A 21,755-nucleotide genomic window follows, 5' to 3' on the forward strand; every position below is an offset into this window, starting at 1 on the left:
TACCGCAGTTGTTAAGGTTTTGTCACCCACCCACCAGAACTGGGCCACGGTTTTACCCCGCTTGTGGGTGCCATCACCCATTTATTGACACCCCAGTGTTTAGTGCACATCAGGCCGCGCAAGGGTTTGTTTAACAAAGTATTACTGGCCTTGAAGTTGGCACATCCGTTGCTCCAGCCCTTACAAACGAGGCAAAACGCCATTGATGGCCCCCAGCCATTTAGCTGCGAGCGAGGCACAAGGCAATGAAAACCCCTGCCGTGACCCACCCCAACCGCCACGCCTTCCAACTTACCGCCGTTGCCGCGCTGATACTCGGCCTGGGGCAAGGGCCGTTGATGGCGTCGTCGCTGGACGACGTCAGCCAGCCTCCGCCGACAGACCCATCGCACTTCGACGATCAGCCGGCCGACCCCAACCCGGCACTGCTCAACCTGTTCAATCTACCCGAGGCCAATGAAGGCTCGCTGGAGCTGAAGGATGGGGTGTACGGCGACCGCTCGACCAACCGGGTCGACAACGTACTGCCGCCTGCCCTGCAAACCTCACGCAATTACCCTACCAACGGTAAGCCAAGCCCGCTGTTCGGCGCGCAGCCTTTCACCCAGCAGCTGCTGCTGTTCGAAGAATTCGGCCCGGAAAAACTCGACCCCAGCCTGCCGCCGCCCGCGCTGACCTTCCCCGTGCCAACGCTGGGTGCCGCGCCCGCGCAAGACCCGGATGTGGTCGCCCGCAGCAGCCCCAACGGCAATGCCCTGGAAGCCTTCCTCAAGCAACCGGGCCTGTACCCGTTCCCTACCCAGTATTCCAACGTGCTCGACCGCAACCCATGGAAGGCACAGATCGAGATGTTCCTGAACCGCAACGGGGTAGGCTCGCCAGCAGAAGGCCGGCCACCAGGAAAAGGCTGGTCGCACCAGCGCTGGAACGAGTTCTACCCCCAGGCGGCGTTCAAGACCGCGCAGGCCGGGGCGCGCATCAACCAGGGGCTGCGTGACCGCAAGCAGTTGCACAACTATGCCGTGGGCGAGTTCGCCCCGGGCGGGCTGTATTACCAAACCTCGGACATCCCCACCACCCTCGGCACCACCAAAGGCATCGACACCCGCTTTCACCCGAACATGCCCCTGCAAAACCACAAGTCATTGTGGACCTTCGATGGCACCTTCCCGGTCAAGCTGCTGATGGTGCGCTATGGCCAGCCGGTGCTGATGCGCCACTACAACGCCCTGCCTATCGACCCGGCCGCCAACGCGGGCTTTGGCTTGCACACCATTTCCACCCACGAGCACAACGGCCACTCCCCGGCCGAAAGCGATGGCTTTGCCAACGCCTATTTCTTCCCTGGCCAGTATTACGACTACCGCTGGCCCATCCAGCTGGCCGGCTACGACACCATCAACACCCGTGCCGAAGACCCCCGCGCCGCATTCCCCTGCTCGCCCGGCGAAACCCTGTTCGTCAACGATGCCTCCCCCGGCCTCAAAACCTGCCAGAACGGCAGCATCAAGATCCGCGGTGACTGGCGCGAAACCATGAGCACCCACTGGTTCCACGACCACATGATGGATTTCACGGCGCAGAACGTCTACAAAGGCAACGCCGTGATGATGAACTACTACAGCGCGCTGGACCGCGGCAACGAAGCCCTGCAGGACGGCGTCAACCTGCGCTTCCCCAGCGGCGCGGGCATGCCGTGGGGCAACCGCGACTACGACGTCAACCTGGTGATCGCCGACAAGGCCTGGGATCAGAACGGCCAGCTGTGGTTCAACCCGTTCAACACCGACGGTTTCCTGGGCGACCAGATCCTGGTCAACTGGCAATACCAGCCCAAGCTCAAGGTACGGGCACGCAGCTACCGCTTCCGTATCCTCAACGGCTCGGTGTCGCGCTACTTCAAGTTTGCCGTGGTGCGGGAAATCGCGGGTAACAGCGGTGAGTTCAAAGGCCCGTCCGGCTCCAACCTGTCTTACGCCCGGGTGCCGTTCCACATGATCGCCAACGACGGCAACATCATGGAACACGCCGTGCCGTTCGACGGCACGCTGGACCTCAACGGTGACGGCAACCTGCAGGACAACAACGGCATCCTGCCACTGCAAGGCATCGCCGAGCGTTACGACATCATCATCAATTTCGGCAAAAACGGCATCAAGGCGGGCGACAAGCTGTACTTCGTCAACCTGATGGAGCACGACACCGGCAAAGGCCCGAAACAGGCCATCTCGCTGGCTGACGTGCTGTCCGAGAAGTACAAGGCGGTGATCAAGCAAACCAGCAAAGGCCCGGAGTGGGACAACGGCGACCCGGTGGTCGGCAAGTTCATGCAACTGCTGGTGCAGCCCTACAGCGGCCAGGACCAGAGCATGGACCCGACCGCCTATGAACCTGCCAAACCCGGCAAAGCCGAAGGCCTGCGCATGATCCCGCTGACGATCGACCGCACGGCCCAGGCCGACAAGGACCGCATCAAGGCCGCCCGCCACCGCGAGTTCATCTTCGGCCGCTCCGACGGCACCGACACCGCGCCCTGGACCATCAAGACCGACGGCGGCTTCGGCTACAGCATGGACCCGCGGCGCATCACGGCAGCCGCGCAACTGGCCAACGAAGCGACGCAAGGTGGCTTCAGCGGCGATGGCACGCTGGAAGTGTGGAAGATCAAGAACGGCGGCAACGGCTGGAGCCACCCCGTGCACGTGCACTTCGAAGAAGGCGTGGTGCTCAGCCGCGACGGCAAGGCGCCACCGGAATGGGAAAAATGGGCACGCAAGGACGTGTACCGCATCGGCCCGGACGCCGACTCATCCGAAGAAGTGGAAATGGCCATTCGCTTCCGTGAGTTCGCCGGCACCTACATGGAGCACTGCCACAACACCCAGCACGAAGACACCTCGATGCTGCTGCGCTGGGACATCGAGCACCCGGGGCAATTCCAGGTGATGCCAACCCCGCTGCCTGGCTGGGACGGTGTGCAATACGTGGCCTCGGTGGGCCTGCCAACCTTCCGCACCGTCAGCGATGACGGCGGCGAGGACGACAGTAACAAGCCCCCGGTGGCGGTGAATGACAGCGGCGCCACCACCGCCGGCAAACCCATCGTGCTGAACGTGCTGGCCAACGACACCGACCCGGACCGCAACCTGCCCCTGACGGTGAGCGGCCTTACCCAGCCGGACTCCGGCAAAGGCACGGTCAGCACCGACGGCACTTCGGTGACCTATACCCCACCGGCCACGGTCCCCACCGCCTTCACCGCCAGCTTCAACTACTCGGCGCGTGACGCCAAGGGCGCCGAATCGGTGGCACCGGCCACGGTCAGCATCGCGGTCAGCCCGGCCGTGGCGATGGACGAGATCCAGGTCAGCAGCGCCACGGTGCAGTTGCGCAGCAACAACCGCTACACCTGGGACATCTCGGGCACCACCTCGGTCGCGACCGGCAACAGCATCACGGTCACAGCGGCAACCACCGGTGGCCCGCTGAACCTGGGCACGGCAACGTTGACCGCGGCAACCACCGGGGCGCGCTGGCGGTTGTCGGTGACCACCACCGGCAATGGGCCGGCCACACCGGCGACGGTGACCGTGAAGTCGACGCTGGGGCAGAGCGTGACTGCGCCCGTCAGCATCCGCTGAAACCGCTGGGCCCTGTAGGAGCGGCTTCAGCCGCGAAGCAAGCGACGCGGTGCCTGGCACCGTTCGCGGGTGAACCCGCTTCCACAAAGGCCTACGAGCGAACGCTTTAACCCGACTCAAAGGAGGGTTCATTCATGACCGGCTCATGGCGCATCCTGCTGGCACTGGCCGTGTTCGCCGCCAGCACCCCCTATTGGCCCATCCACGCGCCGGCTAAGGCCGAGGCCTCCACCCCGTGGGGCGCCGACTACTTTCCCAACACCCCTCTGCTCACGCAGGACGGCCAGCAGGTGCACTTCTTCGACGACCTGATCAAGGACAAGGTGGTTGCCATCAACTTCATCTTCACCGGCTGCTCCGACTCCTGCCCGGTGGAAACCGCCCGCCTGCGCCAGGTGCAGAAAATCCTCGGTGACCGGGTGGGTAAAGACGTGTTCCTCTATTCAATCAGCATCGACCCCTACAACGACACGCCCGCCACCCTCAAACGCTATGCCGAAAAATTCGGCATCGGCCCCGGCTGGACTTTGCTCACCGGCGAGCCCGCCGACATCGAACAACTGCGCCGCCGCCTGGGCTTGTATATAGAAGGCCTGGAAAACGGCCGCTCCAAGGACCACAACCTGAGCCTGATCATCGGCAACCAGGCCACCGGCCGCTGGATGAAGGCCTCGCCGTTTGAAAGCCCCTACATCCTGGCCGATCGCCTGGGCAACAGCCTGCACAACTGGAAGCAGGCCACCGCCACCAGCAACGACTACGCCAGTGCACCAGACATTCGCCCGCCCAGCAGCGGTGAGCAGATCTTCCGTACCCGCTGCTCGTCGTGCCATACCGTGGGCAATGTCGAACCCGGCCAGCCCGGCATCGGCCCCGACCTGCTCGGCGTTACCCGCCAGCGTGATGCGCGCTGGCTGGTGCGCTGGCTGAAGGAGCCGGACCAGATGCTGGCCGAAAAAGACCCGCTGGCCACCTTGCTGTTCGAGCAGTACAACCGCCTGGCCATGCCCAACATGCGCCTGGGCGAAGCCGAGGTGCATGCCCTGCTCAGCTACCTGGAAGAAGAAACCACGCGGTTGCAGGCCCCGTTGGCAGATCGGGGGAAACCTTAAAGGCACATAGCCATCAACGTCACGAGGCTGTCACGTTATTGTCGTATTTTCGGGGGATCACCCAGGGTAGGGAATACCAGCAGTGATCCGCCGCTCTCTCTCGTCCACAAACCTGCTGCGCCTGCTCATCCTGATGCTCTGCGCTGCCACCCTGACGTTCCTCTGGGGGCTGCACATCACGCAAAAGGCCGCCTCGCGCCAGGATGCGCTGTCGGCCAAGGCCGCTGAACACCTCAACCTGGCCAGCATCGTCGGCGAAAGCCTGCGCCAGCTGGTCGACCGCGCGCAGGCGATTGGCCGGGTTACCCAGGACGACATGAAAACCCTGCGCCAGGGCAGCCTCAGCCTGGCCCGGTTGCTGGCCGAAGACCCGGTGTTCAAACGCATGAGCCTGTATGACCGCCAAGGCCGGCTGGTTTCAGCCAGCCACCCGGACGAAGCGGCGCAGTTGCCAAACGATTGGCTGCAACAGCTCAAGGCCCACGTTGCCCGCTACGGTTTCAAGCCCTTTCTGCCGAACGTGGGCGCTGGCAAAGCCCCTGCCACCCTGCCCGACTGGCGCCTGCCCTTTGTGCTGCCATTGACTGACCTACCAGGGCGGCAGATCGACAATATTCTCGTGGTGCACCTCGACATTGGCTACCTGGCTGTACTGTTCCAGCATATCGACCTGGGCCGTACCGGCATGATGCGCCTGCTGCAGGACGACGGCCAGGAGCGGCTGCGCATCGACACCAGCGGCGTGGTGGTGGCCGGCGAAAGCTTTGAACCAGAGTTGCCCGACAACGCCAACAGCACCGGCCAGACCACACAATATGCGGCCGGCGAAGCGTACCAAAGCCTGTATCGCGACGTGCCCGAGCGCGGTTTCAGCGTGGTGGTCAGCCAACGCTACGAGGAAATCCTGGCCCCGACCAGCCTCGCGTACTCACGGCAGTTCTGGCTGAACCTGAGCATGACGCTGATGATCCTCGCCAGCCTGGCCTGGACCTTGCGCCTGCTGCGCAAACGCCAGGAAGCCTTCAACGCGCTGGAGCATGCCCAGCAAGTCAACCAGCAACTGATCGGCCGCCTGGAGGACGAGCACCGGCGCAGCAGCCACGCGGCCGCCACCGACCACCTCAGCGGCCTGCACAACCGCCGCCAGTTCGTCGAAGTGGCCGAGCAGGCCCTGGCCCGCCAGCGCGGCAAGCGCCGCCTGATGGCCATCCTGTTCATCGATATGGACCGCTTCAAGTCCATCAACGACTCCCTCGGCCACAAGGTCGGTGACCTGCTGTTGCAGGCGGTGGCCGGGCGTATCCAGCGCCTGTTGGAGCCCGGGGACGAGGCGTCGCGCTTTGGCGGTGACGAATTCGTCGTGCTGCTGGCCGGGCAACGCAGCGAAGCGCAAATCGACAGTTGGGTGCGCAGCCTGGTGCAAAAGCTCTCGGCCACCTACGCCCTCGATGGCCAGGAGGTCAACACCAGCCCCAGCGTGGGTGTGAGCATCTGCCCGCGCGACGGCCAGGACATCGACAGCCTGATCCGCAGCGCCGACGCGGCCATGTACTCGGCCAAACAGGCCGGGCGCGCCCAATACCGTTTCTTCGACCCGTCGCTGAACCTGGCCGACATTCAGGCATTCACCCTCGAACAGGCCTTTGGCGCGGCCTTGGCCGAGCGCCAGTTCGTGCTGCACTACCAACCGCAAATCCGCCTGGACAGCCATCAGGTGACCGGTTACGAGGCCCTGGTGCGCTGGGACCACCCGGAATTCGGCCTGCTTTACCCCGACCGCTTCATCACCCTGGCCGAGCGCAGTGGCTTCATCATCGGGCTGGGCTGGGAAGTGCTGCGCCTGGCGTGTGAAGAACTGGCCCGTTGGGACGCTCAAGGCCGCGATACCCGCCTGGCGGTGAACGTCTCGGCCATGCAACTGCGTCAGGCGGATTTCAGCACCCGCCTGCTGGCCAAGTTGCAGCATTACGGCATTCCCCCCCAGCGCCTTGAACTTGAAATTACCGAAACCACGGTGCTCGACCCCGAAGGCACGGCGCTGGAGCATTTGCACCGGCTGCGCGCGGCCGGGCTGGGCATCAGCCTGGATGACTTTGGCCGTGGCTATGCCGGTTTCGCGCACTTGCAATCGTTGCCGCTGAGCAAGCTGAAAATCGATCGCACGTTGATTGCCCCGCTGTGCAACAGCTACGACGACAGCCCGATCGTCTCGTCCACCATCATCCTGGCCAAGCGCCTGGGCCTGGAGGTGGTGGCTGAAGGCGTTGAAACCCGTGAACAGGTGGTGTGCCTGAAACTCGCCGGTTGCGACATCGCCCAGGGTTACCACTTCAGCCGCCCCTTGTCGCCTGCACAGTTGCTGGCGTACCCGCCCTTCAATGGCCTGGAGGAAAAGCCATGCGTACTCTGAATGCGCTGGCCGCCCTGCTGGCCGCACAGATACTGGCCACCGCCGCGTGGGCCGACTGCACGCCCCGCAGCCTGCGCCTGGCCGTGATCCCGATCAAAAGTGCCGACGACATGACCCGCGAACACCAGCCTTTGTTGCAGCGCCTGAGCCAGGCGACCGGGGTGCCAGTGGAGCTGGTGATTGCCGCCTCCTACGAAAGCGTGGTCGATGCCATCGTGTCTGGCGGTGCCGACATCGCCCGCCTGGGGCCAGCTTCGTATGTGCTGGCCAAACAGCGTGATCCCAAGGTGGAGCCTTTCGCCACGTTCACACTCAGCGCCGGCCCGTATACCCCGGCGGGCAGCCACTATCAGGCCTTGTTGCTGACCCGTCGCGACAGCCCCGACGGCATCGACGCCCTGCATGGCAGGCGCGTGGCCTTGAGTGACCCGGCCAGCACCTCGGGCAGCCTGATACCAAATGCAGAGTTCCCCAAGCAAGCCGGTGCGCCGTTGGCGCAGTTTTTTGGCGCACTGGTATACGCAGGCAACCATGACAAAGCCCTGGAAGCGCTGCTGGACGCGCGAGTGGACGCGGCTTTCGTGGCCAGCGAGCGCGCGGATGCCTACCTGGCCCGGCACGCGCTGGCGGCAGACACCTTCAAGGTGCAATGGCGCTCGGCACCGATCCATTACGACCCTTACGTATTCAGCGCCAGCCTGTGCCCGGCGCTGAAAGTGCGGATACGCAAAGCGATGCTTGAAGACGCCGGGGCGTTGGCCGGGTTTGTAGCCTCCCAGGATGCCAGCGGACTGGTGCCGGTCAGTGCGCAGGAATACGCGCCGCTGCAGCGGTTGATGGAAGCTGCGATGGCGCGTTAGCCTGTGCCCGGCGCTGAAAGTGCGGATACGCAAAGCGATGCTTGAAGACGCCGGGGCGTTGGCCGGGTTTGTAGCCTCCCAGGATGCCAGCGGACTGGTGCCGGTCAGTGCGCAGGAATACGCGCCGCTGCAGCGGTTGATGGAAGCTGCGATGGCGCGTTAGCCTGTACAGGCCCTTACACGGGGCACGCACAGACCAACCTGAAAGCCCTGCAACCATGACCGACATCGATCGCTACGTCCGCGCCGCCACCCGCGACAACACGCGACGCAGCTACCAGGCCGCCATCGAGCATTTCGAGGCGCACTGGGGTGGCTTCCTGCCGGCCACCGCCGACAGTGTTGCCCGCTACCTGGCCGACCACGCCGAACAGCACGCCGTCAGCACCTTGCGCCAACGCCTGGCGGCCCTCAGCCAGTGGCACATCAGCCAGGGCTTCCCCGACCCTACCAAGGCGCCTTTGGTACGCCAGGTGCTGCGCGGCATCCGTACCCTGCACCCGGCACCGCCCAAACAGGCCGCGCCGCTGCTGTTGCAGCACCTGCAAACCGCCATCGCGCATTTCGAGGCAGAAGCCAGCCAGGCCCGGGCGCAGCATGACCTGCACGCCTTGCGGCGGGCGCGGCGCGATGCAGCATTACTGTTGCTGGGCTTCTGGCGAGGGTTTCGTGGCGACGAACTGGCGCGCTTGCGGGTGGAGCACATCCAGGCCCAGTCAGGCGTCGGCATCTCCTTGTTCCTGCCGCGTACCAAGGGTGATCGCGAAGCGCTGGGGGTGCAGCATCGCACGCCCGCCCTGAAGACCCTGTGCCCGGTCACCGCCTACCTGCAATGGCTCGAAGTCGCCGGCATCGCCCATGGGCCGGTGTTTCGCAAGATCGACCGCTGGGGCAACCTGAGCGACACGCCGCTCAACAGCAACAGTTTGGTCAAGCTGCTGCGCCGCATGCTGGAACGCGGCGGCGTACCGGCTGCCCTGTACACCGGCCACTCCCTGCGCCGCGGGTTTGCCACCTGGGCCACGGCCAACGGCTGGGAACTGAAGTCGCTGATGAGCTACGTGGGCTGGAAGGACGCCAAATCGGCGTTGCGCTACATCGACGCGGCGCAACGCTTCGGTGATCTGGCCGTGCTGCCGGCCCAGCCGCTCATTCCGTGAAGGTGTAGCGGGCAATGCCACCCACTTCCGGGCGAATGGCGTACAGGTCGCCGGCATCCGGGTAGTGGCGCAATTCGGCCGGCGACATGCCCACGCGGGCCGTGGTGATGTACAGCGTGCCCAGCCCGTCACCGCCAAAGCAGCAACTGGTGGGGCGCGGCACCGGCATCACCACCTGGTCGGTCAGGTGCCCGTCACGGTCGTAGCGCAGCACGCAACTGCCGTTGAACTGGCACACCCACACCCCGCCTTCGCGGTCCAGCGCAATGCCGTCGGGGCGCCCCAGTTCGGCCGGGGTTTCGGCAAACAGCGTGACATGCTCCAGGCGCCCCTCTTCCAGGTACTCGGCACGGTAGATGGCGCGGGCCACGGAGTCGACAAAGAACACCGTCTTGCCGTCCTCGGACCAGGCCAGCCCGTTTGGCAGTGACAGGCCATCGTGGATCACTTCGTCGTGCAGTTCGTGGTCGAAGCGGAACAGTGCGCCGGTCTTGCCGCTTGGCCCTTCATCCATCAGCCCGGTAACGAAACGCCCCTGCGGGTCGCAGGCGCCGTCGTTGAAGCGGTAGCTGGAGCGGTGATGCACCGAGGCCGAATACTGGCGCACCTTGCCCGGTTCAACGTCCAGGATGGCAACACTGGCGTCTTCGGTGAAGATCAGGTTGCCCTGATTGGTCAGTGCCAGGGCGCCGATGCGGGCAGCGGATTCGTACAGGGTTTCCACCTCGCCATCGGCCGGCAGCCGGTGGATGCGCCCACCGGTGATGTCGACGAAGTACAGGGCATTGCCGCGCGCATCCCACACCGGGCTCTCGCCCAGGTCGGCGCGCACATTGGCAACCTTGACCGGCAGGTAGTGGCATTCCTTGATGCGGCTCCAGCGCTCGGCCACCTCGGCCAGGCTCGACGCTTCCACCCGCGCCAGGTCGCGCGGGTAGCTGACCCCGCTGTTTTCGCTGAAGCGCGTGGCGGTGAACTGGCCGTTACTGGCGCGCAGGATGTACCCGGTGTCGCGGCACAGGCCACTGGCCAGGTACAGCACGCCCGGCGTCACCCACTCGGGCTTGAGCTCTTCCGGCGGTTGGGTCACGCCCCACATGCGGGTCTTGGCCACCGGCGAAATGGCGTTGACCAGGATGCCGTGCTCCAGGCCTTCCATGCTCAAGGCGTTCATGATGCCCACCTGGGCCATCTTGCCGGCCGAATAGGCCACCAGGCCCGGCTGCGCGTAACGCTGGTACATCGCGCGGTCCGAGGTGGTCAGCACGATGCGCGGCGCCTCGGAGCGCTTGAGGTGCTTCCAGGCATGCTTGGCCAGCCACACCGGGGCATGCACGCTGATGCCCAACGCACGCTCCAGAAAGGCCTGCTCCTGGGTTTCAATGCCCTGATAGTCAACCCAGCCAGCGTTGTGGATGAGGATATCCAGGGCGCCATACTGCTCGATGGCCAGCTCCACCAGCTGCCGACATTCGTCTTCGTTTTCCAGCTGGCCAACGTGGGCGATTACGTCGAAGCCTTTGCTTTGCAAGGTTTGCAGGGCCACACTGACGGCTGCTGGGTCGTGGCCCTCGCCAGCCCGATCGGTGCCCAAGTCGCTGATGACTACCCGCGCGCCGCGAGCGGCCAGCGCGGTGGCGTAGTCCAGGCCAAGGCCTTGGGCGGCGCCGGTGACGATGGCGACTTTGTTGCGGAATGGCTCTGTGGTTGGCATTGTCCGGCCCTTTCGATTCTCCTTTTTTACGATAACAATAAAAAAATCAATGACTTAATATTAAAAGCATGCAACTTTGATATCTCCCGGATATCACATCCGACCCCTCTCCCGCCGATGTGCCTGCACCCGCAGCGCGATGCCCTACAAACGCTGTGTGCAGCAGGCACTTTGTTGCCGCGATGCCACGCTCTATGATGGCCGCCTTGCAGGGTCGGCCGCCGGGTAACGCCTTGCTGGCACTGGTTCGACTCGACGAAGGAACGAACATGATCGAGACACGTTTGCTCAGGCAGTTCATCGCCGTGGCCGAGGAGTTGCACTTTCACAAGGCAGCCATTCGCCTGCACATGGCGCAGCCGCCCCTGAGCCAGGCGATCAGCCGCCTTGAGGAAAAACTCGGCTTCAGCCTGTTCCTGCGCAACAAGCGCGGCGTCAAGCTGACCGCTGCCGGCATGGCGTTCCTCGAAACGGCCTACCGCACGCTCAAGGAGCTGGAACAAGGCATCGAGTACGCCCGCAACGTGTCCGAAGGCATTTGTGGCAAGCTGACCATCACCGCCATTTCCATCGCCTACTACGAGTCGTTGCTGATCACCCTGAAGAAATTCCGCGAAACCTACCCCAACGTGCGCCTGACCATCCGCGAAATGCCCTCGGCCTCCCAGGCCAAGGCGTTGATGGCCGGCGAGGCGGACATCGGCTTCATGCGCAAGTTGCCCATGCCACCCGACATGATCGAATCGCGCCTGCTGCTCAACGAGCAGATCGTCATGGCGTTGCCGTCCGCGCACCCCAGGGCCCACCAGCCGGTGGTCGACCTGCGCGAGTTCGCCGAAGAAGACTTCGTGTTCACCCCGCAAGCATTGGGCAGCGGTTACCACAGCCAGTTGATCGCGCTGTGCGAATCAGCCGGCTTCTACCCCAAGGTGGTGCAGGAAGCGGCGCAGATCCACACCCTGATCGGCCTGGTTGCCTGCGGTTTCGGTGTGGCGCTGGTGCCAGAGTCGATTGCCTACTCCACCTTGCGCGAGCGCGTGCAGTTTCGCCCAATCCGGCCGATCAAGGACCAGCCTACGCCAACCATGGGCCTGTACATGAACTGGAACATCCAGAATGCCTCCCCGGCGCTGGGCAGCTTCATTTCCATGCTCGACCTGGGCGCGCCACGGCGCTTCGCCGATACCATCCAGAACCCGGTGATTCTGGATGGCAGCGCCTTCCACGACCTACACCGCTAAGCGGTACTCACGTAGCCAGGCATCCAGCGCCAGGGCGGTTTCCAGGTTGTTGCGCCGCAGTTGCGAATTGAAGTAGCCCTGGGGCTGCTGCAACTGCGTGGCGAGCCGGACACGGTCGATCACCTGGAACGCCGGGCTGTCGGCGTCCTGCAACAGCTGCCCGACACGTTCGCGCAAGAAGCGCTCATACGCCAGGTTGGCCGAGGTCGGATACGGGCTTTTACGACGCTGCAGTACCGCGTTTGGCAGCAGGTCGGCGCAGGCCTGCTTGAGCAGCCACTTTTCCTCACCGCCCCGGCCCTTGATCGCCCACGGCACGTTGTACACGTACTCCACCAGCCTGTGGTCGGTGAATGGCACCCGCACCTCAAGGCTTGCGGCCATGCTCAGGCGGTCCTTGCGGTCGAGCAGAATCGGCAGCCAGTGGTGCAGGTGCAGGTGGCAGATCTCGCGCATGCGCCGTTCTGTCGGGTCGTCGCCCGGCAGGTGCTCGACGCCTTCAAGGGCCCGGTGGTAGCAGCTGTTCTGGTAATCCGAGAAGTCGCACAGTGGGTTGAACTCGGGGTTGATCAGTTCAGGTTCCAGCAACTGCATGCGCGATAACCACGGGAAACGCTGCCCGGCAATTGCCTCGGGGTCACGGAACCAGCCGTAACCACCAAACACCTCGTCAGCTGCCTCACCGGAAATGGCCACCGTGGAATGCCCGCGGATGGCCTTGAACAGCAGGTACAGCGAGGTGTCCACGTCACCGAAGGTGGCGGCCGAGTCATTGGCCCGGTACACCGCCCGGCGCGCCGGGTCGGCAACCAATTCACGGTTGTCGATGAGGATGGTCTGGTGGTGGCTGCCTATGTGTTCAGCGGCCGCCAGGGCGTAAGGCTGATCACGCTCCGGGCGAAATGCGTCGCTTTGAAACTGCTCGGCCTGGCCGACGAAGTCCACCGAAAACGAATTGACCTTGCCGCCCTGCCCGGCCCGCAGGTGCTGCTGCGCCATGGCCGTAAGAATGGTCGAGTCCAGCCCGCCCGACAGCAGCGAACACACCGGCACATCGGCATACAACTGCTCGCCCAAGGCCTGGCCAAGCAGTTCGCGGGTGCGTTGTACCGTGCTGTCCAGATCGTCGCGGTGCTCGCGGCGTTGCAGTTGCCAGTAACGGCTGATAATCGGCTTGCCGTTGGGGCGCCACGACAACCGGTGCCCGGGCGCCAGCTCGCTGACCCCGCGCAACGCCGTGCGCGCAGTGCCCCGTGACAGGCTCAGTGCATCGACCAGGCCGACCACATCCAGTGCACGGGTGAATTCGGGGTGCGCCAGTATCGCCTTCACCTCCGAGCCGAACAGCAGGCCCTGACCATGCCGGGCGTAGTACAGCGGCTTGACCCCGAGGCGATCGCGCACCAGCAAAAAGTGGCCGTCACGCTCATCGAACACCGCGAACGCGAACATGCCACTGAGGTGCTCGCAGCAGTGCTCGCCCCACTCCAGGTAGGCATGCAGCACCACTTCGGTGTCACTGCGGGTGTGAAACTGGTGCCCGGCCTGGCGCAATTGCTCACGCAGGGCATTGTGGTTGTACACCTCGCCGGTATAGACCAGCGTGACCTGCTGGCCATCGCCACAGCGGAACGTCATCGGCTGCACGCCGCCGCTGAGGTCGATGATCGCCAGGCGGCGATGCCCCAGCAAGGCGTGGCGATGCTGCCAACTGCCGCTGGCGTCCGGCCCGCGCAGGGCCAGGGTGTCGGTCATGGCCGCGAGGGCCGGGCCGGTTTGCAGGAGGTCGCGGGTGTAGTCCACCCAACCTGTGATGCCACACATGTTGCGCTCCTTACACCTGAAGACGGCGGGTTTGCAGCAGGCCGACCGTGGCCTGTACGCGTTTGGCGATGTCCAGCAACTGCTGCTCGCTGTCGCGCCGGCCCATGATCTGGATCGCCAGCGGCGCCTGGCCGTCGGCACTCAGGCAAATCGGCACGGTGATGGCCGGCAGGCCGCTGAAACTGGCCAGCGGGGTGAAGCTGATTTTCTGGTCGTAGCCAGGCTCGGCTGGCGACGGGATGGTCGAGTCGCCGGGCTGTGGGTTGCGGCGGTCGAATGGCCGGTTCGGGTCCATGGGGAACACCACCACGTCAACCTGGGCCTGTTCGAACCAGGCGTCGATGCCGCCCCGCACGCGGTCCATGCGCTGTTGAATGCGTTGGTAATCGCTGTCGCTCACGCCTTCGCCCACCTTCAGCGCACTTTGGGTGGACCAGTGCAGCTCGCAATCAAAACGGCGCATCCAGGCGGCCGAGGCCAGCCAGGCATCACGGGCACACAGCTGCCAGGCATCGCCACGGCAGGCCCACAGGTCGGGCATGGCCACTTCGGCCGGGGCCATGCCCAGATCGGTGAAAGCACCGCGCGCCTGGGCCAGCATCTGGAGCATGGCCGGGCTGGTCAGGGCCGGGTCCAGCGCGTGTTCGAGCAGGCCGACCCGGTAGCGGTCCTTGAGCGGTTGCTGTTCGCCCAGCAACGGTTCCAGCCCAAGCAGCGGGAACAGCAGGTCCAGGTCGTCAGCACTGCGGGTTACCCAGCCCAGCGCATCCATGCGCGGCGACAGCGGAAACACACCGGCCAGGCTTTCGGCCTTCTGGGTCATGCGCAGGCCCACCATGCCGCAGTGGGACGCCGGCCAGCGCACCGAGCCCAGCACGTCAGTGCCCAAGGAGATGTCGCACAAGCCGGCCGCAACCGACACCGCGGAGCCGGTACTGGAGCCGGACGGGTCGATGGTGGGGAAATGCGGGTTGCGGCACCCGGCACCGAAGGCGATGTTCAGCTCGGTGGTGGCTACTTTGCAGGTCAGGGCGATGCGCGGGTCGAGGAACGTCAGCGCCTCGGCGCTGCGTTGCGGGTAGTGGCGATAGCTGCGCAACCCCAGCCGCGTCGGCATGCCGGCCACATCGACCGTGTCCTTCACGCCCAGGCGATACCACGGTGCCTCGGCTTCACGGGTACTGGTCAGGCAACGGTAGTGGCTGTCGGCATGCACGCTCCAGTGCGCGTACTGCTGCGCCCATTCCGCCGCCAGGGCGGGGTTGCCCTGCAACAGCTGGTGGCGCTTGCGCAGGCCGAGGCCGAGGTATTCCGGCTGCTCGCGGCCCTGGCTGGCATCCGCGCCACAGTGGGCGAGGTAATGGTTGATGGTGGCCTGGGTATCAGCGTGGCTCATGGGTGTATTCCTTGACAGAGGTTGAGGCAGCCCACGGTTGGGGCTTACCCGTGGCGGACAACGGCAAATCGGCAACGCGGCGAATCGCCACCGGCCGGGGGTGGCCCGGTGGCAGGTGATCGAACGCTTGACGCACGGCGCGCTCGCTCAGGGTGCTGGAGCTGTAGAGCACTTCGAACGCCTCGGCGCGCAAGGCATCGCGCACCGCCACACAGGCCAGCGCCGGGCACTCAAGGCGCTGGCTCAGGTCGCTGGCCAGGCGCGCCAGGTCCAGGCGCAGGCCGTTGACCTTGATCAGGCTGCTGGCCCGGCCCAACCACTGGAACCGGCGCGTATCCAGCACCTGAATCTGGTCCTCGCAGCAGTGCCGGGCAGCGGCGCTGGCGTGGCCCTCTTCCCGGGCGATACGTGGGCTGGCCACTTCCAGCGCACAGGGTTGGCCCGGCGCACTCAGCAGCGTGACATCGTCAAGCAAGGTCCAGGGTTGGTCTGCGGTACTGTTGGCGCCCAGTTCGCGATAGGCAATGGCGCCGGTTTCGGTCGAACCCAGCAGTTCGAGGAAACGCACTTGCGGCCCGGCATGCTGGCGCACGACGGCCAAGGCATCCGGCGGCAGCAACGATGCACTGTGAATCACCAGCACGGGGCGTTGGTTTGCCAGGCGGGCCAGCAAGGCAGGCAGTAACCGCCAGGTGCTGGCGATGGCCAGGATCGCGCAGGGCCCGTCGCCGTCCAGGGTCGGCAGGCAATGCTGCTCCAGAGAACACGCCTGCAGCCGTGCGTTCATCACTTGTGCGCCAACTTCACCCAGGATCATCCCGTAGCTGTGGCTGGCCGGGGCAAAGGCCAGAATCTCGCGTACACCGGGCGCCCAGCGGCCAAGGATCAGCGAGGCCTCGCACGCCATTTGCGCCCTGCTGCGCAACCAGCGGCGCGGTGCACCGGTGGAGCCGGAGGTGCTGAAGGCGGTTTCGTCGTTCACAGGCTGGCCTGCAAGGTCAGTTGGTCTTCGCGCTTCTGGTCGACGAACTGCTCCATCTTCTCCAGGGTTTCGAACCAGAAGCGCACGTCGTCGCTCAGGTAGTCCACTTCGATGTCGAACGCGCCTTCGATGGCGGTGATCACTTCAACCGCCATGAGGCTGTCGAAGCGTTCGCCCAGAAAGTCCCGGAAGCTGTCACCGGGGGCGATGGCATTGATGTCGTCGCCCAGTAGCTGGCCGAGGGTCTGGCGGATGCGTTGTGCGGTGCTGAGGTTGCTCATGAGCCTGTCTTACCTTGTGGTTGGGCGGCGTTCACCAACACTGGGCCGGCGCTGAAAAACACCTGCTCGGGCTGGATCGGGTCGAAATGCAGATAAATGAATGCGCTTGGGTACTGGCTGCGCAGGCACTGGTGCAGGCCTTCGGCCAACGCCTGTTTCGCCTTGGCGTCGCGGGCGGCATCCAGCGTGACGCGCAGGTAGAACTGCGCGGGCACTCCGCTGCGGTCGAGGGTGGGCAGCGGCATGCCTGCACTGAACACGCAGGCCTCGGGCAACGGGCTGAAGAACACCATGCAATGGGCGGCTTCGGCGCCCAGTTGCTTGAGCTGGCGGGTCAGCGCCAGGGCCAGGCGTTTGCGCGCCAGGACTTCAAGGGGCGCACAGGCTACGGTGATGGTTGGCATGGCATGTCCTTATGAAAGCTGCAGCATCGGCAAGTGCTGACGCTGGCCTATGGCCAAGGCGTCGAGCAGTCGGCCCAGGCAGGTGGAAAGTGCGTCCACCCCTTGCAGGAACAACGGCGACCAGGCGAGGCCTGCGTCACTGCGCACCTTGTCGAGGAAAAAACGCAGGTGTGGCATATCCACCGGCAAGCCGAGGTGTGCCGCCAGGGCCACGGCCTGGTAGGTACTGAGCAAATCGGGAATGCGCTGGCCCTGATTGGCGAAACCGCCCTGGCGCACCTTGTGTGCCGCCATCAGTTGCGTTGCGCTTTCGCGCACATCGTGGCCAAGGTAAGCAAGGCAGCCCAGCGCTTGCAGCCCGGCGCGCAGCGAGGTTTCGCCGCGCGGATACCCGGCATATCCCTCTGCGTGCCGGCAACTGGCCACAAAGCCTTCAAGTGCCTTGAGATCGACGCCCACGGGCGTTTCGAGGTGGCGCAGGATCGCCACCGCCGACGCCGTGGACACCATGTCCGAGCCGCGCCCCTCCCAGAACCCGAAGCCGCCGTCGGGGTTTTGCAGGGTGGCCAGCCAATGGCCGATTGCCTGGCGGGCCGTGGGTTGCCCAGCGAATGCGCCCGCCGCCAGGCCCCAATTGGTGCAGCGCACCTCAGCGCCACGGCCGGGCATGTACATGATCCCCGGCTCATTGGGCATCTGGCAGCCTTCAATCCAGCGTCGCGCAGCTTCGGCCTGTTGCAGCGTGAGGTTACCGCCCAGCACTGCCGCTGCCGTGGTCAGCACATCGGCGGCCGAACTGGCCTGCCGGTAGGTATAACCGCCCTGGGGCATCGCCAATGTCGCGATGAACGCTGCCACGCCGTCGGCCAGGTGCGTGACCGGTTCACCCAGCGCCTTGAGCGAGCCTACGGCGCAGAATGCCGCCCACACATCTTCGCCGTCATAGCCGGCCCAGCGCACGAAAGCCCCGGTCGGCCCACGCAGTGATTCGATCCAGCCGGCGCACTGCTGCCGCGCCAAGGGTTGTGCCTGCAAGGCGGCAAGGCTGGCCGTGGCGCGGTAGGTTGCCCACAGGCATGGCACCTGCGCAGCTTCGCTGAAACGGAAGCCGCCGCAATCCATCTGCTGCGCCTGCAGCCAGCCCACCAGCCGCGCCATGTCCCACTTCGGCGCTGGCAAGCCCTGGCGCGCCAGGGCGCGTGCCGCCATTACGCCATAGAAGCAGGCGCGGGTGTCCGCGACGTTGCGCCGGGCGAAATCGGCAGACCAGCTGAGCCCGCCGTTGGCGCATTGCAACCCATCCAGCCAGGTGTACAAGGCCTCGGTATCCCGTGGTGTGCTGTCACATACCTCGACCAGCGTGCGCAGCGCGTAGTGGCTGGCCCACACATCGGCGGTCTGGCCCGGGCACATGGCGTAGGCGTCACCATCGAACAGTGTATGAACCCAATGGGCAGTCTGCTCGGGCTGCTCCGCCGCCTGCCCCAGGTCGTTCAGCGTCTCGGTGCAATAGAACGTCGCCCAGGCATCGGACGGCATGCCCTTGCTCCAGGCAAAGCCGCCATCGCGATTGCGCCGGGACTGGATGTAGCTGCGCAGCGCCGGCACGTCGGCGCCATCGAGGCGCTCGACCCAGGCCAGGCTACGAATGGCGGCGTAGGTGCACCACAAGTCCGGCTGGCCGTTGGCCAGGCCCTGCCCGGCGGGGAAACGGGGCGGCGTCATGGCTGGCCCCCGACAAAGCGCAGGTTGGTTTTCTTCCAGCTTTTTTGCGAGGCGCCGCTTTTGTTGATGGCCGACAGGTTGTTGACGAACAGGATGCGGCTCCAGCGCAGGCCGATGTGCTGCTCGGAGCGCGCGTGCAAACGCGCCTGCAACTGGGGCTCCTGGCTTTGGTCCCAGCCCACATCCCGTTCAAGGATCAACGAAGCCGTGTCGTGATCACGGTCCACTTCGATCACATAGCCGGTGGCATCGCAGGTGCCGTACACCACTTCTTCAACGGCGCGAATTTCCAGGCTGGCCCCGCCTACGGTGATGCTGTCGCTGTCCCGGCCGTTTATCAGCAGGCTCGGGCTGGCAAGCCCCGGCGCCCAGGGCGCGGTGATGGTCACGCTGTCGCCGGTGTCCAGCCGCAGCAGCGGCCGTGCGTAAAGGTTCAACGGGGTGACGACAAGGCGGCCTGTCAAACCTTCGGCAGGTGGGACAACCCTGCCGTCCGGCAGCAGCAGCTCGAAGTAGTTGGTGGCGGTGGCCAGGCGCATCTGCCGGTCCTCGCCCACCGCGGCCAGCGTGCCCGTTTCGGTGCTGCCATAACTGGCATCCAGCACTTCGCATTGCCATTCACGCGCCAGGCGCTGGCGGAATGGCCGGGTGTTGACCTCGCCCAGCAGCATGATGGCCTGTACAGAACCGGCAAAGCCCTGTAGCAACTCACGCTGCTTCAAGTAGCGGGTCAGCTGCACCAGCACGCCCGGAGCAATGAACAGCACGGTCGGGCGGTAGGTGTCGAACGTTTTGCATACCCGTTCCCAATCGGTAATACCGGTGGTGAAGGGGTACAGCCGCACGTGGGAAACGTCCAGGTACTCGCACACGTTGGCGATCAGGTCGCCCACGGGCACGATGTCCGATGGCATCAGGTTGGCTACCCGCGCGCCTGGCCGCAGTACCGAGCGCCAGTGGCTGGCGACACTGACGGCGTTCCAGATGATGTCGCCCTTCACACGGGGTGTTGGCGTGGGTTCGCCCGTGGTGCCGGTGGTGGCGTAGTACTTGGCCGCATCACCGAGTGCCACCGTGCAGAACTCAAGTGGCTGGCTTTTAAGCAGCGCCTTGGGTGTGAGTGGCAACTGGTTGAACGTGGTGAAACTGTAAGTACCCACACCGGCGTACTGTGCGCTGCCAAGTGCCCGGCCCCATACCGCCTGCAACTTGCGTTCATAAAACGTGGCGTCGGGGATTTGCCCCCCCTGCTGCTGAAGCTCGCGCTCCGCGCCCTTCAGTACGCCGTATTCCTGGTCGCTGTGAACCAACATCGACTCGCCCCTCTCCATTGAACTGAGCAGAGGATTGGCGAGGGGGTGGGGCTTCGTAAAATACTTAATTTAAGCCGCTAGTAATAGTTACAAAGTATTATTCGGGGGCTTTTGATCCAAGTTCTGAATGCCCGGCAGTCCTTTTCTTGCGAATATTGTGGATTCCCGCCCTGTTTCCGGGGGGATATCAGACAAAGATACAAACAGTATTTCCCTCCTGATCCGCGCCCTGCGCACTATCGCCTCAACCTGCCGCACCGGCAGGCCGAGCGACGACACTCTCAGGAGAGACACCCATGTACCCCCCTTCTGCCACTGCGGCGAATGCCCTCACGCACTGGGCACCTGATTCATGGCGCAGTTGGCCAGCTCTGCAACAACCGGCTTATCAAAACCCGCAAGCGCTGGCCCTGGTGCTGGATGCCTTGGCCCTGCAACCGGCATTGGTCACCGCCGAGCGCACACTGCACCTGAAGGCCATGCTCGCCGAGGCCCAGCAAGGCAAGCGTTTTGTGCTGCAGTTGGGTGACTGTGCCGAGCGCTTCGACCACAACGACCTGCCCCAGACCCGGCGCCAGATTGCCCTGCTGCAGCAGATGAGCCAGGTGTTGATGCATGGCCTGCAACTGCCCGTGGTGCAGGTGGCCAGGCTTGCCGGGCAATATGCAAAACCCCGTTCCAGTGATATGGAAACCCATGACGGTGTGGCATTGCCGGTGTATCGCGGCGACAGTGTCAACAGCCCCGCCTTTACCGCCGAAGCGCGCCGGGCCGACCCACAGCGTTTGCTGGATGCCCATGCCCATTCGGCGCTGACACTGAAACACCTGCATGCGCTGCAAATGGCCGGTGTCGACCAGCTGCTGCATGGCGAACACTGGTCGCTGCGCTGGCTTGACCTGGCCCAAGGCCGCGATCGGCTGCAGGCGCTGCTAACCGAGGTGCAAGGCACCCTGCGCTTCATGCGCACCCTCGCCGGCTCACAGCCGGGCGCTTTCCTGCATCGGGAGGTATACATTTCCCACGAAGCGCTGCTGTTGGGGTATGAGCAGGCGCTGACCCGCCAAGACGAAGATGGCCGCTGGTTCAACCTCGCCACCCACCTGCCCTGGATCGGCCTGCGCACGGCCCAGCCGGAGGGTGCACATGTCGAGTACCTGCGTGGCCTGGCCAACCCGGTGGCGGTCAAAGTGGGCGCCGACGCCACCCCGTCGCAGCTGAACGCATTGGTCGAACGGCTTAATCCCGATAATGAACCGGGCCGCCTCACCCTGATCCACCGCATGGGTGCGCACCTGCTGCACGAGCGCCTTGGGCCGTTGATTGAAGCGTTACAGGCGCAAGGTGCGCAGGTGCTGTGGTTGTGCGACCCCATGCACGGCAACACCCGCACCCTGCCCTGTGGCACCAAGACCCGCCTGTTCAACGACATCCTCGGCGAAATTGCCGACGCCTTCACCGTGCATGCCCGCCACGGCTCCTGGCTGGGCGGCCTGCACCTGGAGGCCAGCGGCGATGATGTTACCGAATGCCTTGGCGGCGCGGCGGGGCTGCAACCGGCGGACCTGGGCAAGCATTACCTCAGCCAGGTGGACCCGCGCCTTAACCGTGACCAGGCGCTGGAACTGGCGCTGCGCATCAGCCTTGATGTCGATGCATGGCGGCACTGCGCATGACCATGAAGCCAAGGCC

General features: G+C 64.8%; 16 protein-coding genes and 1 pseudogene. 8 read left to right on the plus strand and 9 right to left on the minus strand.

The window, feature by feature from the left end; translation table 11 throughout:
• Positions 1-245 precede the first annotated feature (245 nt).
• The 6 genes from PVV54_RS13160 (at position 246) to PVV54_RS13185 (ending at position 9,183) form a co-directional block, all read left to right on the plus strand.
• A complete protein-coding gene (locus tag PVV54_RS13160) occupies positions 246-3,641 on the plus strand; it encodes an Ig-like domain-containing protein (protein WP_274905660.1) in 3,396 nt (1,131 codons plus the stop codon).
• A gap of 134 nt (positions 3,642-3,775) precedes the next feature.
• Positions 3,776-4,753 (plus strand): SCO family protein, encoded by a 978-nt coding sequence (locus tag PVV54_RS13165; protein WP_274905661.1) that lies wholly within the window; start codon positions 3,776-3,778, stop codon positions 4,751-4,753.
• An 82-nt stretch (positions 4,754-4,835) separates the two neighbouring features.
• Positions 4,836-7,163 carry a bifunctional diguanylate cyclase/phosphodiesterase gene (locus tag PVV54_RS13170; RefSeq protein WP_274905662.1) on the plus strand — a complete coding sequence of 776 codons (2,328 nt, stop codon included), beginning with the start codon at positions 4,836-4,838 and terminating at the stop codon, positions 7,161-7,163.
• Complete coding sequence (locus tag PVV54_RS13175; protein ID WP_274905663.1) at positions 7,151-8,023, plus strand: phosphate/phosphite/phosphonate ABC transporter substrate-binding protein; 873 nt, start codon at positions 7,151-7,153, stop codon at positions 8,021-8,023. The genes PVV54_RS13170 and PVV54_RS13175 overlap by 13 nt, the downstream gene beginning before the upstream one ends.
• Positions 8,024-8,060: 37 nt before the next feature.
• Entirely contained in the window at positions 8,061-8,186 is a 126-nt protein-coding gene (locus tag PVV54_RS13180) for a hypothetical protein (RefSeq protein ID WP_274905664.1), read from the plus strand.
• A gap of 55 nt (positions 8,187-8,241) precedes the next feature.
• The gene (locus tag PVV54_RS13185) at positions 8,242-9,183 is read left to right on the plus strand and encodes a site-specific integrase (protein ID WP_274905665.1); all 942 of its coding nucleotides are present in this window, start codon (positions 8,242-8,244) and stop codon (positions 9,181-9,183) included.
• Here the strand turns inward: PVV54_RS13185 and PVV54_RS13190 are convergent.
• Together PVV54_RS13190 and PVV54_RS13195 are read right to left on the minus strand one after the other, a co-directional pair.
• Positions 9,173-10,282 carry an SMP-30/gluconolactonase/LRE family protein gene (locus tag PVV54_RS13190; RefSeq protein ID WP_446731464.1) on the minus strand — a complete coding sequence of 370 codons (1,110 nt, stop codon included), beginning with the start codon at positions 10,280-10,282 and terminating at the stop codon, positions 9,173-9,175. The genes PVV54_RS13185 and PVV54_RS13190 overlap by 11 nt on opposite strands.
• Positions 10,277-10,897, minus strand: a pseudogene (locus PVV54_RS13195) (SDR family NAD(P)-dependent oxidoreductase); the annotation flags it as partial. The gene PVV54_RS13190 and the pseudogene PVV54_RS13195, both read right to left, overlap by 6 nt.
• A 269-nt stretch (positions 10,898-11,166) precedes the next feature.
• On the opposite strand from PVV54_RS13195, the gene PVV54_RS13200 reads away from it, so the two are divergent.
• Positions 11,167-12,138 carry a LysR family transcriptional regulator gene (locus PVV54_RS13200; RefSeq protein ID WP_274905666.1) on the plus strand — a complete coding sequence of 324 codons (972 nt, stop codon included), beginning with the start codon at positions 11,167-11,169 and terminating at the stop codon, positions 12,136-12,138.
• On the opposite strand, the gene asnB is transcribed toward PVV54_RS13200, so the two are convergent.
• Genes asnB through PVV54_RS13235 form a run of 7 tightly spaced genes read right to left on the minus strand, consistent with a single transcriptional unit; the run spans position 12,127 to position 20,063 of the window.
• The gene (gene asnB, locus PVV54_RS13205; protein ID WP_274905667.1) at positions 12,127-13,962 is read right to left on the minus strand and encodes an asparagine synthase (glutamine-hydrolyzing); all 1,836 of its coding nucleotides are present in this window, start codon (positions 13,960-13,962) and stop codon (positions 12,127-12,129) included. The genes PVV54_RS13200 and asnB overlap by 12 nt on opposite strands.
• Before the next feature lie 10 nt (positions 13,963-13,972).
• Positions 13,973-15,358, minus strand: coding sequence for an amidase (locus PVV54_RS13210; RefSeq protein WP_274905668.1), 1,386 nt, complete (start codon positions 15,356-15,358; stop codon positions 13,973-13,975).
• Positions 15,345-16,340: an acyl-CoA synthetase gene (locus tag PVV54_RS13215; protein WP_274905669.1), complete on the minus strand. Its 996-nt coding sequence runs from the start codon at positions 16,338-16,340 to the stop codon at positions 15,345-15,347. Before PVV54_RS13215 ends, PVV54_RS13210 begins: the two co-directional genes overlap by 14 nt.
• The gene (locus PVV54_RS13220; protein WP_274905670.1) at positions 16,337-16,621 is read right to left on the minus strand and encodes an acyl carrier protein; all 285 of its coding nucleotides are present in this window, start codon (positions 16,619-16,621) and stop codon (positions 16,337-16,339) included. The genes PVV54_RS13215 and PVV54_RS13220 overlap by 4 nt, the downstream gene beginning before the upstream one ends.
• Positions 16,618-17,025, minus strand: a complete 408-nt coding sequence (locus PVV54_RS13225) for a hypothetical protein (protein WP_274905671.1) — start codon at positions 17,023-17,025, stop codon at positions 16,618-16,620. The genes PVV54_RS13220 and PVV54_RS13225 overlap by 4 nt, the downstream gene beginning before the upstream one ends.
• Before the next feature lie 9 nt (positions 17,026-17,034).
• Positions 17,035-18,750: a prenyltransferase/squalene oxidase repeat-containing protein gene (locus PVV54_RS13230; RefSeq protein ID WP_274905672.1), complete on the minus strand. Its 1,716-nt coding sequence runs from the start codon at positions 18,748-18,750 to the stop codon at positions 17,035-17,037.
• Positions 18,747-20,063: an AMP-binding protein gene (locus tag PVV54_RS13235; RefSeq protein WP_274905673.1), complete on the minus strand. Its 1,317-nt coding sequence runs from the start codon at positions 20,061-20,063 to the stop codon at positions 18,747-18,749. The genes PVV54_RS13230 and PVV54_RS13235 overlap by 4 nt, the downstream gene beginning before the upstream one ends.
• Positions 20,064-20,359: 296 nt before the next feature.
• Here PVV54_RS13235 and PVV54_RS13240 point away from each other — a divergent pair, with 296 nt between their 5' ends.
• A complete protein-coding gene (locus PVV54_RS13240) occupies positions 20,360-21,739 on the plus strand; it encodes a 3-deoxy-7-phosphoheptulonate synthase class II (RefSeq protein ID WP_274905674.1) in 1,380 nt (459 codons plus the stop codon).
• Positions 21,740-21,755: the final 16 nt, after the last annotated feature.

It is taken from the genome of Pseudomonas sp. PSKL.D1, from assembly GCF_028898945.1.
Classification (GTDB): Bacteria; Pseudomonadota; Gammaproteobacteria; order Pseudomonadales; family Pseudomonadaceae; genus Aquipseudomonas.

What these genes read in the sequence shown, in the direction of transcription:
- PVV54_RS13230 (WP_274905672.1), bottom strand. Translation starts at nt 18,750, where the DNA reads ATGACGCCGCCCCGTTTCCCCGCCGGGCAGGGCCTGGCCAACGGCCAG.
- PVV54_RS13175 (WP_274905663.1), top strand. Translation starts at nt 7,151, where the DNA reads ATGCGTACTCTGAATGCGCTGGCCGCCCTGCTGGCCGCACAGATACTG.
- asnB (WP_274905667.1), bottom strand. Translation starts at nt 13,962, where the DNA reads ATGTGTGGCATCACAGGTTGGGTGGACTACACCCGCGACCTCCTGCAA.
- PVV54_RS13225 (WP_274905671.1), bottom strand. Translation starts at nt 17,025, where the DNA reads ATGCCAACCATCACCGTAGCCTGTGCGCCCCTTGAAGTCCTGGCGCGC.
- PVV54_RS13165 (WP_274905661.1), top strand. Translation starts at nt 3,776, where the DNA reads ATGACCGGCTCATGGCGCATCCTGCTGGCACTGGCCGTGTTCGCCGCC.
- PVV54_RS13210 (WP_274905668.1), bottom strand. Translation starts at nt 15,358, where the DNA reads ATGAGCCACGCTGATACCCAGGCCACCATCAACCATTACCTCGCCCAC.
- PVV54_RS13190 (WP_446731464.1), bottom strand. Translation starts at nt 10,282, where the DNA reads ATGTGGGGCGTGACCCAACCGCCGGAAGAGCTCAAGCCCGAGTGGGTG.
- PVV54_RS13220 (WP_274905670.1), bottom strand. Translation starts at nt 16,621, where the DNA reads ATGAGCAACCTCAGCACCGCACAACGCATCCGCCAGACCCTCGGCCAG.
- PVV54_RS13160 (WP_274905660.1), top strand. Translation starts at nt 246, where the DNA reads ATGAAAACCCCTGCCGTGACCCACCCCAACCGCCACGCCTTCCAACTT.
- PVV54_RS13240 (WP_274905674.1), top strand. Translation starts at nt 20,360, where the DNA reads ATGTACCCCCCTTCTGCCACTGCGGCGAATGCCCTCACGCACTGGGCA.
- PVV54_RS13185 (WP_274905665.1), top strand. Translation starts at nt 8,242, where the DNA reads ATGACCGACATCGATCGCTACGTCCGCGCCGCCACCCGCGACAACACG.
- PVV54_RS13180 (WP_274905664.1), top strand. Translation starts at nt 8,061, where the DNA reads ATGCTTGAAGACGCCGGGGCGTTGGCCGGGTTTGTAGCCTCCCAGGAT.
- PVV54_RS13200 (WP_274905666.1), top strand. Translation starts at nt 11,167, where the DNA reads ATGATCGAGACACGTTTGCTCAGGCAGTTCATCGCCGTGGCCGAGGAG.
- PVV54_RS13235 (WP_274905673.1), bottom strand. Translation starts at nt 20,063, where the DNA reads ATGTTGGTTCACAGCGACCAGGAATACGGCGTACTGAAGGGCGCGGAG.